This window comes from Caballeronia sp. LZ029 (assembly GCF_031451275.1).
Lineage (GTDB): Bacteria > Pseudomonadota > Gammaproteobacteria > Burkholderiales > Burkholderiaceae > Caballeronia > Caballeronia jiangsuensis.
The window spans coordinates 2,038,524-2,051,403 of the sequence record NZ_JARUXO010000001.1; the positions used below are offsets into that span (position 1 = coordinate 2,038,524).

11 protein-coding genes are annotated in these 12,880 nt (G+C 62.9%); 3 read left to right on the plus strand and 8 right to left on the minus strand.

Features of this window, described 5'->3' with window-relative positions:
* Positions 1 to 133: 133 nt before the first annotated feature.
* A complete protein-coding gene (locus tag QCE73_RS09660) occupies positions 134 to 796 on the minus strand; it encodes an RlmE family RNA methyltransferase (RefSeq protein ID WP_238215386.1) in 663 nt (220 codons plus the stop codon).
* Positions 797 to 1,079: 283 nt separating this feature from the next.
* Here QCE73_RS09660 and QCE73_RS09665 point away from each other — a divergent pair, with 283 nt between their 5' ends.
* A complete protein-coding gene (locus QCE73_RS09665) occupies positions 1,080 to 1,616 on the plus strand; it encodes a YhbY family RNA-binding protein (protein ID WP_309880955.1) in 537 nt (178 codons plus the stop codon).
* Positions 1,617 to 1,673: 57 nt separating this feature from the next.
* Here QCE73_RS09665 and QCE73_RS09670 read toward each other — a convergent pair whose 3' ends face one another.
* From QCE73_RS09670 to gloB, 7 genes are all read right to left on the minus strand, one after another.
* Positions 1,674 to 2,189, minus strand: a complete 516-nt coding sequence (locus QCE73_RS09670; protein ID WP_035501636.1) for a DUF4149 domain-containing protein — start codon at positions 2,187 to 2,189, stop codon at positions 1,674 to 1,676.
* Positions 2,189 to 2,665, minus strand: a complete 477-nt coding sequence (greA, locus tag QCE73_RS09675; protein WP_035501637.1) for a transcription elongation factor GreA — start codon at positions 2,663 to 2,665, stop codon at positions 2,189 to 2,191. Before greA ends, QCE73_RS09670 begins: the two co-directional genes overlap by 1 nt.
* A 113-nt stretch (positions 2,666 to 2,778) precedes the next feature.
* Positions 2,779 to 6,033 (minus strand): carbamoyl-phosphate synthase large subunit, encoded by a 3,255-nt coding sequence (carB, locus tag QCE73_RS09680; RefSeq protein WP_309880958.1) that lies wholly within the window; start codon positions 6,031 to 6,033, stop codon positions 2,779 to 2,781.
* 30 nt (positions 6,034 to 6,063) lie between these two features.
* Complete coding sequence (carA, locus tag QCE73_RS09685; protein ID WP_309880960.1) at positions 6,064 to 7,206, minus strand: glutamine-hydrolyzing carbamoyl-phosphate synthase small subunit; 1,143 nt, start codon at positions 7,204 to 7,206, stop codon at positions 6,064 to 6,066.
* 344 nt (positions 7,207 to 7,550) lie between these two features.
* Complete coding sequence (locus QCE73_RS09690; protein ID WP_309880961.1) at positions 7,551 to 8,798, minus strand: MFS transporter; 1,248 nt, start codon at positions 8,796 to 8,798, stop codon at positions 7,551 to 7,553.
* Between the two features lie 109 nt (positions 8,799 to 8,907).
* Entirely contained in the window at positions 8,908 to 10,563 is a 1,656-nt protein-coding gene (locus tag QCE73_RS09695) for a transglycosylase SLT domain-containing protein (RefSeq protein WP_309880963.1), read from the minus strand.
* Between the two features lie 161 nt (positions 10,564 to 10,724).
* Positions 10,725 to 11,558, minus strand: coding sequence for a hydroxyacylglutathione hydrolase (gene gloB / locus QCE73_RS09700; protein ID WP_309880965.1), 834 nt, complete (start codon positions 11,556 to 11,558; stop codon positions 10,725 to 10,727).
* Positions 11,559 to 11,585: 27 nt separating this feature from the next.
* Between gloB and QCE73_RS09705 the strand changes: the two genes are divergently transcribed.
* Together QCE73_RS09705 and rnhA are read left to right on the plus strand one after the other, a co-directional pair.
* Entirely contained in the window at positions 11,586 to 12,419 is an 834-nt protein-coding gene (locus QCE73_RS09705) for a class I SAM-dependent methyltransferase (protein ID WP_238215397.1), read from the plus strand.
* Complete coding sequence (rnhA, locus tag QCE73_RS09710) at positions 12,419 to 12,880, plus strand: ribonuclease HI (RefSeq protein WP_035501642.1); 462 nt, start codon at positions 12,419 to 12,421, stop codon at positions 12,878 to 12,880. The genes QCE73_RS09705 and rnhA overlap by 1 nt, the downstream gene beginning before the upstream one ends.

Here is a 12,880-nt window from a genome sequence, read left to right on the forward strand (position 1 = left end):
ACTAAAGCATTCTAATCCAGACCGCTAACCCCTGCCATAAGGTTTATCTACCGCACAAATATCGGCAGACAGGCCTTTTTCGACATTATCCGCGCGAATATCGCCGATTTTCGCCAAATTGGTTGCGGGCCTTTCAGTTCGGGTGCTTGAGCCGCCGCCCGAGAATAAACGTCTCCGACGATTTGTCGCGAGAGGCTTTCGGTTTGCGCGGCGCCACCACTTTGAACTGCTGCTTGAACTTTTCGACGATCTGACTGTAACCGCTGCCGTGAAAACATTTGACCAGCAGTGCACCTTCCGGTTTCAGATGGTTCTGCGCGAACTCCAGCGCCAGATCGCAGAGATGCTCTATGCGCGCCGCATCCGCACTCGCTACGCCAGAGAGGTTGGGGGCCATGTCGGAAATTACAAGGTCCACCTGACGCTCGCCGACGATTTCAGCGAGTTGCGCGAGCACCTCGTCCTCGCGGAAGTCGCCCTGAATGAACGTGACGTCCGCAATCGGGTCCATCGGCAGAATATCCAGCGCGATGATCGTGCCGTCGATGCCGCCCTCGCGTTCGGCGTCCCGCTTCGCGCCCTGCGCGAGCTTGTTGCGCGCGTACTGGCTCCAGCTGCCGGGCGTCGAACCGAGATCGACGATGACCTGCCCCGGCTTGATGAGCTTGTCCTGCTCGTCGATCTCCTTCAGCTTGTACGCGGCGCGCGCGCGGTAGCCCTCGCGCTGCGCCATCTTCACGTAAGGATCGTTGATGTGGTCGTGCAACCACGAATGATTAAAACGGTTTTTTGCCATTCAAACTGAGCTCATGTGGCGCGCTGACAGCGCGCCCGGTGCGGATTTTGCTGCATCGCGCGATGCTTTTAGCGGATAATACGCGTCTTGTCGGCCGGACCGGCCCTCGGACGCTCACGTGCGCCGAAACCCGGCATCCGGCCTGTTCTGTTTCTGGTGGGCGGTGGCGCGATCGATGCGCCGCAGATGCGGCGCGAAGCCATGCGCTTTCGCTTCAGCGTGTTCAAACCGCCTCGCGAGCTACCTCACGCCGCCCACATTTTAGTCGAGTCCCAAATTTCTCATGCCAGCACTTAAACTCTCCCCCGCCGAGCGCGCCGATCTGCGCTCCCAGGCCCATGCGCTCAAGCCCGTCGTGCTCGTCGGCGCGGAGGGTCTGACCGATGCCGTGCTGAAAGAGATCAACGTCCACCTCGAAGCGCACCAACTCATCAAGGTTCGCGTATTCGGCGACGAGCGCGAAGCGCGCGTCGAGGTCTACGACGAAATCTGCGATCGCCTGAACGCCGCGCCTATCCAGCATATCGGCAAGCTGCTCGTGATCTGGAGACCCGAGGGCACCGCGCCTAAACGAAGCGCCACCCGCACGCGCAGCACGATGCCGCCGAGCGCGGGCGAAGCCGCCGAAAATTCGACCAAGGGCCGCGCGCCTCGCACCGTCAAGGCTGTGAAGATCACGCGCGACGGGCCCGCCTTCAAGAAGCCGAAGAAGACCACGCTGAAAGTGCTGGGCAACGAACGCGTGACGGCCGGCGGCAACGTGAAGCGCGCGAAGAAGCGTCAGACCGGCTCGAAGCGCCAGCATCAAGCGGTGAAATGATCGAACGGCGCGTGCGTTGCCGATGTCACGCACGCGCCGTTCCGTAACCACTGCGATTCAGCTACGCGCTCGTTTCGCCGCCACCTTGGCCGATTTGCCCTTCGGCACGACCTTGACCGGCGCCGCACCCGGCAGGCGCCACACCAGCGCGATACCGAACAGGCATTCGATCAGATAGATCGCGCTCGATATGCCGTGCAGTACGCCGAACTCCTTCGCATACGGAGAGCTGGCGAGATCGGTGCCCGCTTCCTGCGCCGCCATGCGCAGCGAGTTCATGAACGGCTGCAGCGCGAAGTAGCCGACCAGCACGCACAGAAGCATCACCGCGACGATCCACCGCACGCGCTTGTAATCGACGATGCCGCTTTTCACGAAGCGATTGCCGATCAGAATCAGCACGAGCGCGCTGACCACGCCGATGATCGCCTCGATCCTGAAGAGTTGCGCCGCCACCGAGCCCGCCGACGTGCGGTCGAGCATCGAGAAAAGGACGGGCGCGGCGACGAGGCCCAGGGTCAGCAAGCTGCCGACCCAGACCATGCTGATGGTGCGAAAGAGCCGGTGCTCCATCAGACGTAACGTACAGCGATGATTTCGTATTCGCGCGCGCCGCTCGGTGCCTGCACCGACGCGACGTCGCCTTCCGATTTCGCGATGAGCGCGCGCGCGATCGGCGAGCTCACCGAGATGAGACCGTGATCGATATTCGCTTCGTCATCGCCGACGATCTGATACGTCACCATGTCGCCCGACTCCAGATCCTCCAGTTCGACCGTCGCGCCGAACACCACACGGCCTTCGGCTTCGACCTGCGTCGGGTCGATCACTTGTGCGGCGGCGAGCTTCGACTCGATCTCAGCGATGCGACCCTCGATGAATCCCTGCTTTTCTTTCGCGGCGTCGTATTCCGCGTTTTCCGACAAGTCGCCTTGTGCGCGGGCCTCCGCGATCGCAGTGATGACCGCCGGACGCTCCACGGCCTTCAGGCGTTGCAACTCGTCGCGCAGCAACTCCGCGCCGCGCTTCGTCAAAGGAATCGTGCTCATAGACCACTCACAAACAATTTCGTCAAAAAAATTACCGCGGTTAAGCGCATCTCCCGATCAAAGGAGACGCCGCTTAACCGCGGCTCGTGATGCTTAGACTTGTAATCGAAGCCTTAGTTTAGGCGAGCATGCAGCCCTTGTAAATCATAGACTTCCAGATCGCGGAGATAACGCAGACCCTCGACGGCCGCGCGCGCACCCGACATGGTCGTGTAGTACGTGACCTTGTTGGCCTGCGCGCTCATGCGGATCGAACGCGAATCGGCGATGGCGGCGCGCGTTTCATCGACGGTCGTGAAGACGAGCGCGATCTCGCCGTTCTTGATCATGTCGACGATGTGCGGACGGCCGTCCTTCACCTTGTTCACGACCTTCACCGGCACGCCCGCCGCCGCGATCGCGGCCGCCGTACCCTTGGTCGCGACGATCGGATAGCCGAGCTCGTGCAGCATCTGCGCGACTTCGACGGCCTTCGGCTTGTCCGCGTCCATCACCGTCAGCAGCACCGTGCCCGATTCCGGCAGACGCGAGCCGGCCGCGAGCTGCGACTTGAAGAGCGCCTCGCCGAAGGTGCGGCCCACGCCTATCACTTCGCCGGTCGAACGCATCTCGGGTCCGAGCACCGGATCGACAGCCGGGAACTTGACGAACGGGAACACGGCTTCCTTCACGCTGAAGTACGGCGGAATGACTTCCTTCGTGACGCCTTGCTGCTTCAGTTTCTGACCGACCATCGCGCGGGCGGCGATCTTCGCGAGCGGCAGGCCCGTCGCCTTCGACACGTACGGCACCGTGCGCGATGCGCGCGGGTTCACTTCCAGCACGTAGATGATGTCCTTCTTCGAACCGTCATCCTGCGGTACCTGCTGGATCGCGAACTGCACGTTCATCAGGCCGACGACGTTCAGCGCCTTCGCCATCGCGGCGGTTTGCCGCTTCAGCTCGTCGACGGTTTCCTTCGACAACGAGTACGGCGGCAGCGAGCACGCCGAGTCGCCCGAGTGCACGCCCGCCTGTTCGATGTGCTCCATGACGCCGCCGATGAACACGTCATCGCCATCGGAGATGCAGTCGACATCGCATTCGATCGCGTCGTTGAGGAAGCGGTCGAGCAGCACCGGCGAGTCGTTCGATACCTTCACGGCCTCGCGCATGTAGCGTTCGAGATCGCGCGGCTCGTGGACGATTTCCATCGCGCGGCCGCCCAGCACGTACGACGGACGCACGACGAGCGGATAACCGATTTCGTCCGCGAGCTTCAACGCTTCGTCTTCGGCGCGCGCCGTGCGGTTCGGCGGCTGGCGCAGGTCGAGATCTTTCAGAAGCTGCTGGAAGCGTTCGCGATCTTCGGCGGCATCGATCATGTCCGGCGACGTGCCGATGATCGGCACACCGTTCGCTTCGAGATCGAGCGCGAGCTTGAGCGGCGTCTGTCCGCCGTACTGCACGATCACGCCGACCGGCTTTTCGAGATCGACGATCTCGAGCACGTCTTCCAGCGTCAGCGATTCGAAGTACAGACGATCGGACGTGTCGTAGTCGGTCGACACGGTTTCAGGGTTGCAGTTGACCATGATGGTTTCATAGCCGTCCTCGCGCATCGCGAGCGCGGCATGCACGCAGCAATAGTCGAACTCGATGCCCTGCCCGATCCGGTTCGGGCCGCCGCCGAGCACCATGATCTTCTTCTTGTCCGTCGGATTCGCTTCGCACTCTTCCTCGTAGGTCGAGTACATGTAGGCGGTCTTCGTCGCGAACTCGGCCGCGCACGTGTCCACGCGCTTGTAGACCGGGCGCACCTTCAGTTCGTGGCGCTTCTTGCGCACATCGTCCTGCGTCGAACCAGTCAGCTTCGCCAGGCGGCGATCCGAGAAGCCGCTCTTCTTCAGGTACAGCAGTTCGTCCCGCGTTAGGCTCGCGAGCGTGCGGCCTTCGAGCGCCTTTTCCTTCAGGATGATCTGTTCGATCTGCGCGAGGAACCAGGGATCGATCGACGTCTCTTCGAAGATCTCCTCCATCGTGAGGCCGAGACGGAACGCGTCGCCGAGATACCAGATACGGTCCGGGCCCGGCTCGCCGATTTCGCGGATCACTTCGTCGCGGCTAGCGGTCTTTTCGTCGAGACCATCGACGCCCACCTCCAGACCGCGCAGCGCCTTCTGGAACGATTCCTGGAACGTGCGGCCCATCGCCATCACTTCGCCGACGGACTTCATCTGCGTCGTCAGGCGCGAATCGGCTTCGCGGAATTTTTCGAACGCGAAGCGCGGCACCTTCGTCACGACATAGTCGATCGTCGGTTCGAACGATGCGGGCGTCTGTCCGCCGGTGATTTCGTTCTTGAGTTCGTCGAGCGTGTAGCCGCACGCGAGCTTCGCGGCGACCTTCGCGATCGGGAAGCCCGTCGCCTTTGATGCCAGCGCCGACGAGCGCGACACGCGCGGGTTCATCTCGATGACGACCATGCGGCCATCGACAGGGTTGATGGCGAACTGCACGTTCGAGCCGCCCGTATCGACGCCGATCTCGCGCAACACCGCGAGCGACGCGTTACGCAGCACCTGATACTCCTTGTCGGTGAGCGTCTGCGCGGGCGCGACGGTGATCGAATCGCCCGTGTGCACGCCCATCGGGTCGAGGTTTTCGATCGAGCACACGATGATGCAGTTGTCCTTTTTATCGCGGACGACTTCCATCTCGTACTCTTTCCAGCCGAGCAGCGATTCTTCGATCAGCAGTTCGCGCGTCGGCGAAAGATCTAGACCGCGGCGGCAGATTTCCTCGAACTCATCCTTGTTGTATGCGATGCCGCCGCCCGAGCCGCCCAGCGTGAACGAAGGACGAATGACGGTCGGATAACCGCCGCTGCCCGTCGCCTCGGCGATCTGCGCCTGCACGGCGAGCGCTTCTTCCATCGAATGCGCGATGCCCGACTTGGCCGAACCGAGGCCGATCTTCGTCATCGCGTCCTTGAACTTCTGGCGGTCTTCGGCCTTGTCGATCGCTTCGGGCGATGCGCCGATCAGTTCGACGTTGTACTTCTCCAGCACGCCGTGATGGAACAGGTCGAGCGCGCAATTGAGCGCGGTCTGCCCGCCCATGGTCGGCAGGATCGCGTCCGGGCGCTCCTTCGCGATGATGCGCTCGACCACTTCCCACGAAATAGGCTCGATGTAGGTGACGTCGGCCGTGTTCGGATCGGTCATGATCGTCGCCGGATTGCTGTTGACGAGGATGACCTTGTAGCCTTCCTCACGCAGCGCCTTGCAGGCTTGCGCGCCCGAATAATCGAACTCGCACGCCTGGCCGATGATAATCGGGCCCGCGCCGATGATGAGGATGCTCTTGATGTCTGTGCGCTTCGGCATAACTGCTCTCGATATATATGTTCGGTACTTTTAAGCGGCGACCTTCGCCGACTCCATCAGCTTGATGAAGCGGTCGAACAGATACGCGATGTCGTGCGGGCCGGGCGACGCTTCCGGGTGGCCCTGGAAACAGAACGCGGGCTTGTCGGTGAGCGCGAAACCTTGCAGCGTGCCGTCGAACAGCGAAACGTGCGTGACCTTCGCGTTGGCGGGCAGCGTCGATGCATCGACCGCGAAGCCGTGGTTCTGCGACGTGATCACCACGCGGCCGTCTTCCATGTCCTTTACCGGATGGTTCGCGCCGTGATGGCCCGTCTTCATCTTCATTGTCTTCGCGCCGACGGCGAGACCCATGATCTGGTGACCGAGACAGATGCCGAACGTCGGAATGCCGCGCTCGATGAACTCGCGCGTGGCGCGGATCGCGTAGTCGCAGGGTTCCGGATCGCCGGGACCGTTCGACAGGAAGATGCCGTCCGGATTGAGCGCGAGCGCGTCAGCGGCGCTCGATTGCGCCGGCAGCACGGTCACGTGGCAACCGCGCTCGGCCAGCATGCGCAGGATGTTGAACTTCACGCCGTAGTCGAACGCGACGACGCGAAACTTCGGCGCTTCCTGCTTGCCGTAGCCGCTGCCGAGACGCCATTCGGTCTGCGTCCATTCGTAGTTCTCTTGCGTCGACACGACCTTCGCGAGGTCCATGCCCGCGAGGCCCGGGAACGAGCGCGCGAGGCCGAGCGCCTTCGCTTCGTCGTCGGTGCCGGCGAGAATGCAGCCGTTCTGCGCACCCTTCTCGCGCAGGATGCGCGTGAGCTTGCGCGTGTCGATCCCCGAGATGGCGACGACGCCTTGCGCCTTCAGATATTCGGAGAGCGATTGCTCGGAGCGGAAGTTAGAAGCGAGCACCGGCAGATCACGAATGATGAGGCCGGCGGCATGGACTTTGGTGGCTTCGACGTCTTCGGCGTTCACGCCGTAGTTGCCGATGTGCGGATAGGTCAGCGTGACGATCTGGCGGGCATAGCTCGGATCGGTCAGGATTTCCTGATAACCGGTGATGGCGGTGTTGAACACCACTTCGCCGATCGTCGAACCGGGCGCGCCGATCGATTGACCACGAAAGACCGTGCCGTCGGCAAGTGCGAGGAGTGCGGGGGAAAATGACGGCAACACGGGAAGCTCCTTGGGGAACACCCTGTTACCGACCTGTCTGTCCGAAATTCAGGCTTGGCCTCCCGTCGCTCGAAGAACGAGGGTTTCCTTCGCAGTGAAAGCGGCGGCTCGCTGTGCGCGCATCGTGGCTCGAACCGGCACGCTTGCGCGTGGCATCGACGAATTCAAGCGGGCGATCGGCACCGTGCGGCGCGCAGTTCATGCGCAGCGAACGACGGTGAATGGGAGGTAGGCGCTAGGGTGCGGGTTGATATGCTCAAACCTTCGAATTATAGCGCGAAAACGTCGCATTCGCCAGATTTGGGAAACGTCCGCTTGCATACCGCCTGCCTCGCGCATGCCGGTCAGTGCGCCGCGCGCTCCGCTTTTCGCTCGGCCTTGTGCAGCACGCGGCTCGGAAAAACGTACCAGACCGCACTCGCAACTTGCAGCCCGATCAGCACGATCCACACCGTCAGATGCGCCGACGCCGGGTAGCGTCCGCCATCGGACGGCCAGAGCGAAAGCATCGCGCCGACACCCACCTGGAAGCCGAAGATCAACAGGAAAATCACGAGCGTGAGCGTCGTGTGCGCGCGTCCGATCATGTGCGACGGAAAATACTCCGCGGCGACCGCGTAGCTCAGGATGCCCGTCCCGCCGAAAATCCCGTATGCGGTAATCAGCACGGACGGCGGCAGCGGCACGCGCAGCACCATCAACACTTGCGTCACAACGAACAGCACCATGCCGACGCCGCAGAACGCATACACCGAAACGCCGCGCCGCTCCATGCCGCGCGCCGCTGCGCCGAAACCGACGCAGCCGAACATCATCGCGAAGCCGAGAACCGACACGAGCGCTGCGGCGTGCGCGGGCGCGAGGTTCATGACATCGAGCAAATAGGGGCGAATCCATAGCGATTGCATCGCATAGAAAACGCCTTGCGTGACGACAGAAAACGAAGCGATCTTCCAGAACACGCCGCTTTTCAGAATGAGCCACGTGCCCTTGAACTGGGCGACGACGTCCGCCCGATGATGTGGCTCGGCCTCGGCCTTGCGGGGCGCGAACAGGACGATCGCGGCGGCGACGGCGAGCGTGAACACGCCCAGTCCCACGCACACCTGCCGCCAGCTCGCGACATGCAAGAGCGATGCGAGCGGCGACCCGACCACGACGCCGCCCAGTCCGCCGACAGCCATCGTGAGTCCATTGATGAGCGGCAGGCGCGCGAGCGCGAAATGCTGCGCCGACGCCTTGAAGGCCGCGCTCAGACACACCGATACGCCGACGCCGATCAGGAACCGGCCGGTCATCAGCCCCGCGAGCCCGTGGGATGCACCGAACACCCAGATGCCGGCCGCCGCGAACACCAGCATGCTGGCCGTCACGCGGCGCGGGCCGAAATGATCGAGCAACACGCCGACGGGAATCTGCGCCAGCGCGAAGCCGATGAAATACAGCGAGGTGAGAAGACCCAGATCGGCCGCGGACAGACCCAGCTCGTGCGTGATGAGCGGCGCGAAGCCGAGATTGACCCCGCGGAACACGTACGAGACGAAATATCCGGCGGCGAACAGGAGAAAAACACGGAGACGAGTGGAAGGCATGTGAAACGGACGCTTCATTCTTATGGACCGCCAGTTTAGCGGCGTCGCCAAAAGAAAACGCCGTCACCTTGGTGACGGCGTGGGATAGCGCTTCGCCGAAACGTCGGCCTTATTTCTTCTTGCTCGTTTTCGTCGATGCTGCCGGCTTCGCGGTCTTGGCCGTGGCGGCGGGCTTTGCCGCATGCGATGCCGTCGAAGCCGACACTTTCGTCACCTTGCCCGCCGGATGCGCGGTTGCCTTGCCGCCGCGCGAAGACTTCCCATCCGGTACGCGCGTGCCGATCTTCGACACACCGCCCGACGAACGGCTCGATGCCGCCACCGTCTCCACGCGCGCCGGACCTGGCTCTGCCGGCACCGGACGGCCATAAGGCACGTGCAGGACGACCACCTGGCCCGGCATGATCATATCGCCGTGCGTACGGTTCCACGCGCGTACCTGCGCCGGCGAAACGTTGTAACGATCCGCCAACGTGCTGACGGCCTGCTTCCGGCGAACGCGGATCACGAGTCGGCGCGTGTCGGGCACATCGCGCTCGATCGCGAGCATCGCGTTTGCGGCGACATCGGCGCTGATGTCTTCATCGTCGTCGTCCGTACGGGGCACGACGATCGTCGAGCCGGGCTTCAGACGCATGCCCGCCGGAATACGATTGACCGACATCAGCGTGTCCGCGTCCACGCCGATCTTCTCGGCGATCGCCGCCGGGCGTGACCGCTCGGTCACGGTGTACGTGGTCCACGACGACAACGCGCCCGAATACGACGAGAGATTGCGCTGGAACGAAGCCGCGTTGTCGAACGGCAGCAGAATCTGCGGATTGGTCGCGCCGAGAATCACCGGCTTCGAGAACGACGGATTGAGCGAGCGGAACTCTTCCACGCTCATCGCGGCGAGCTTGGCGGCCATCGTCACGTCGATGTCGCGTGCCGTCGTGACCGTCACGAAATACGGGTGATTCGGGATGTCCGGCAGCGCGAGGCCGTACATCTGCGGATTGCTCACGATGTTCTTTACGGCCTGAAGCTTCGGCACGTAGTTACGCGTCTCGTTGGGCATGCGCAGACTTTCGTAGTCGGTCGGCAAGCCCGCCGCCTCGTTGCGCGCGATCGCGCGCTGCACATTGCCCTCGCCCCAGTTGTATGCGGCGAGCGCGAGATGCCAGTCGCCGAACATGTCATGCAGACGCGAGAGATAGTCGAGCGCGGCGCTCGTCGATGCGAGCACGTCGCGGCGCTCGTCCTGCCACATGTTCTGCTTGAGGTTGTAATCGCGGCCCGTGCCCGGCATGAACTGCCACATGCCCGCGGCCTTCGCGACCGACAGCGCCTGCGGGCTGTAAGCCGACTCGATGAACGGCAGCAGCGCCAGTTCGGTCGGCATGTGCCGCTGCTCGAGTTCCTCGACGATGTGATAGAGGTACTTCTGCGAGCGCGTGGTCATGCGCTCGACGTAATCCGGGCGCTGCGCGTACCAGTTGACCTGCATGTCGACGAGATCGCTTTGCAGATCGGGAATCTGGAAGCCGCCACGAATGCGGTTCCAGAGATCGGACGATCCCGCGAGCGAAGTCACGGGCGTCTTGTCGACGTCGATGGTTTCCTTGGCTGCTGCGGTGCGGCGGATGGTGTCGGCGACTTGCTGCTGCTGTTGCTGCGAAGCGGCGGTAGTGGCTGAAGCTGATAAAGGATCTGACGCTGTAGGTCCCTGGCTCGCGCACGCGGCGAGCATCAGGACGGACAGCGCGCTAAGGGTTAGTCGCATGGAACGTCTCTGCTTCCACAAAATAATGCTTGGAAATTTGCAGCCGATAGTACGGAACAGCACCTAAGACGTCAATAAGAATGCGCGCAAAACCCCTGCAAAATCCTGCATCTAACGGCGATTCCAACGTTTCGGTTGAAGTTATCCCTAAAAGCCTTCGGTTAGCGGAACTTATCCTTCCAGCCTCGCATCATTCGAAACGCTTCGAGACGGTCGGAAATCGGGGTGCCGAACTGTGACGAAAGTGTCGCGTGGATCGCCGGAACGTCCGAGCGCAAGAACGGATTTACCGCTTTTTCGTGGCCGATGGTCGTCGGCAAAGTCGGCTTGCCGGCGGCGCGCAGCGTCTGAGCGTCGTCGCTCCAACGCAGGAGCGCGGCGTTGTCCGGCTCGCATGCGCGCGCGAATTTGATGTTCGACAGCGTGTATTCGTGCGCGCAGTGAACCTGCGTGTTCTCGGGCAACGCGGCGAGCGCGTCCAGCGAGGCGAGCATCTGCTGCGGCGTGCCTTCGAAGAGTCGGCCGCAGCCGCTTGCGAACAGCGTGTCGCCGCAAAAGAGATGCGGCGTGCCGCCCGGGTCGCCTGCCTGAAAATAAGCGATGTGACCGGCGGTATGGCCCGGCACGTCGATCACGGAAAGTTCGAGCGCCGGATGCGCGATGCGCACCGTATCGCCGCCCGTAACGCGCTGGGTCAGATGCTCGATACGCTCGCTGGCCGGGCCGTAGACGGGAATGCCGCCCTCTGCCGATCGGCTATCGAGGAGCGCTTTCACGCCGCCGACGTGGTCCTGATGATGGTGCGTGAGTAAAATAGCGGTCAGTCGCCAACCGCGCCTGGCGAGATACGCCTCCACGGGCGCGGCGTCACCGGGGTCGACCACGACCGCATCGCGCGAGTCCGATACGAGCCAGATGTAGTTGTCCTCGAACGCCGGAACCGGCACGTATTCGAGTGCATCCTGAGCAGATAGATTCTTGGCAAGCGAATTCATGGCGATTTTCTATGCGGCAATTCGAACATGTCTGACCGACCGATTATAGACTGGCCCACCTGGACGAGCTCGGCGCCCGGACGCTACGTGCTCGAATGGGAGCAGGCGCAGCTCGATCACGTGGTGTCCGACATCTTCGGCTATCACGCGCTGCAGCTCGGCATGCCGCAGCTCGACGCGTTGCGTGAAAATCGCATGACCGGCCGCGCGCTGGTGCTCGACGCCGAAAGCGCGTCGAGCGCGCCCTACACGCCGCCGCGCGCCACAACGCCGGGCGTGAGCGCACTGCCCGCCGCAAGCGCACCCGATGGCCGCAGCACCGTATGGTGCGATCTGCTCGACCTGCCCTTCGAAGCGCAAAGCGTCGATCTGCTGGTGCTGCCTCACACGCTCGAATTCTCGCCGGATCCGCATCGGCTCTTGCGCGAAGCCGAACGCGTGCTCGTGCCCGAGGGCCAGTTGATCATCCTCGGCTTCAATTCGCTGAGCCTGTGGGGAGCGCGGCAATCGCTCGGCAAGGTGGCGGGCCGGCCGTTCGTGCCGTCGGCGCACGAAATGATCGCGTTCACGCGCATTAAGGACTGGATCAAGCTGCTCGGATTCGATCTTGAACGCGGGCGCTTCGGCTGTTATCGTCCGCCGCTCGTCGCGGACAAGTGGCTGCAGCGCTATGAATTCATGGAAGCTGCCGGCGATCGCTGGTGGCCCATCTTCGGCGCGGCGTACATGATCACGGCGGTGAAACGCGTGCGCGGCATGCGCGTCATCGGTCCGCGCAAGCTGAAAAAAACCGCGCTCGCGCCCGGCCTCGCGCCGGTCGCGGCTCCGCACACGCGCAACGAGACTCGCAACGAGCATTGATGACTCAAGAACCCGCATCGAACAAGGTAATCGACATCTACACGGACGGCGCCTGCAAAGGCAATCCCGGGCCCGGCGGCTGGGGCGCCCTGCTTCGCTTCGGCACGCAGGAAAAGGAACTGTTCGGCGGAGAAGCCGCGACCACCAACAACCGCATGGAACTGATGGCCGTGATCTCCGCGCTCGAAGCGTTGAAGCGCCCGTGCCACGCGGTCATCCACACCGATTCGCAATATGTGCAAAAAGGCATCAGCGAATGGATCCACGGCTGGAAGAGAAAGAACTGGATGACCGCCGCGAAGACGCCCGTCAAGAATGCCGATCTCTGGAAGCGGCTCGACGGCCTCGTCGCTCAGCATGAAATCGAGTGGCGCTGGGTCAAGGGCCACGCCGGTCATCCCGAGAACGAACGCGCCGATGCGCTCGCCAATCGTGGCGTGACCTCGCTCGCGGACAGCTAA

Coding starts and splice junctions, on each gene's coding strand:
- QCE73_RS09660 (WP_238215386.1), bottom strand. CDS start 796: ATGGCAAAAAACCGTTTTAATCATTCGTGGTTGCACGACCACATCAAC.
- QCE73_RS09665 (WP_309880955.1), top strand. CDS start 1,080: ATGCCAGCACTTAAACTCTCCCCCGCCGAGCGCGCCGATCTGCGCTCC.
- QCE73_RS09670 (WP_035501636.1), bottom strand. CDS start 2,189: ATGGAGCACCGGCTCTTTCGCACCATCAGCATGGTCTGGGTCGGCAGC.
- greA (WP_035501637.1), bottom strand. CDS start 2,665: ATGAGCACGATTCCTTTGACGAAGCGCGGCGCGGAGTTGCTGCGCGAC.
- carB (WP_309880958.1), bottom strand. CDS start 6,033: ATGCCGAAGCGCACAGACATCAAGAGCATCCTCATCATCGGCGCGGGC.
- QCE73_RS09690 (WP_309880961.1), bottom strand. CDS start 8,798: ATGCCTTCCACTCGTCTCCGTGTTTTTCTCCTGTTCGCCGCCGGATAT.
- QCE73_RS09695 (WP_309880963.1), bottom strand. CDS start 10,563: ATGCGACTAACCCTTAGCGCGCTGTCCGTCCTGATGCTCGCCGCGTGC.
- gloB (WP_309880965.1), bottom strand. CDS start 11,558: ATGAATTCGCTTGCCAAGAATCTATCTGCTCAGGATGCACTCGAATAC.
- QCE73_RS09705 (WP_238215397.1), top strand. CDS start 11,586: ATGTCTGACCGACCGATTATAGACTGGCCCACCTGGACGAGCTCGGCG.
- rnhA (WP_035501642.1), top strand. CDS start 12,419: ATGACTCAAGAACCCGCATCGAACAAGGTAATCGACATCTACACGGAC.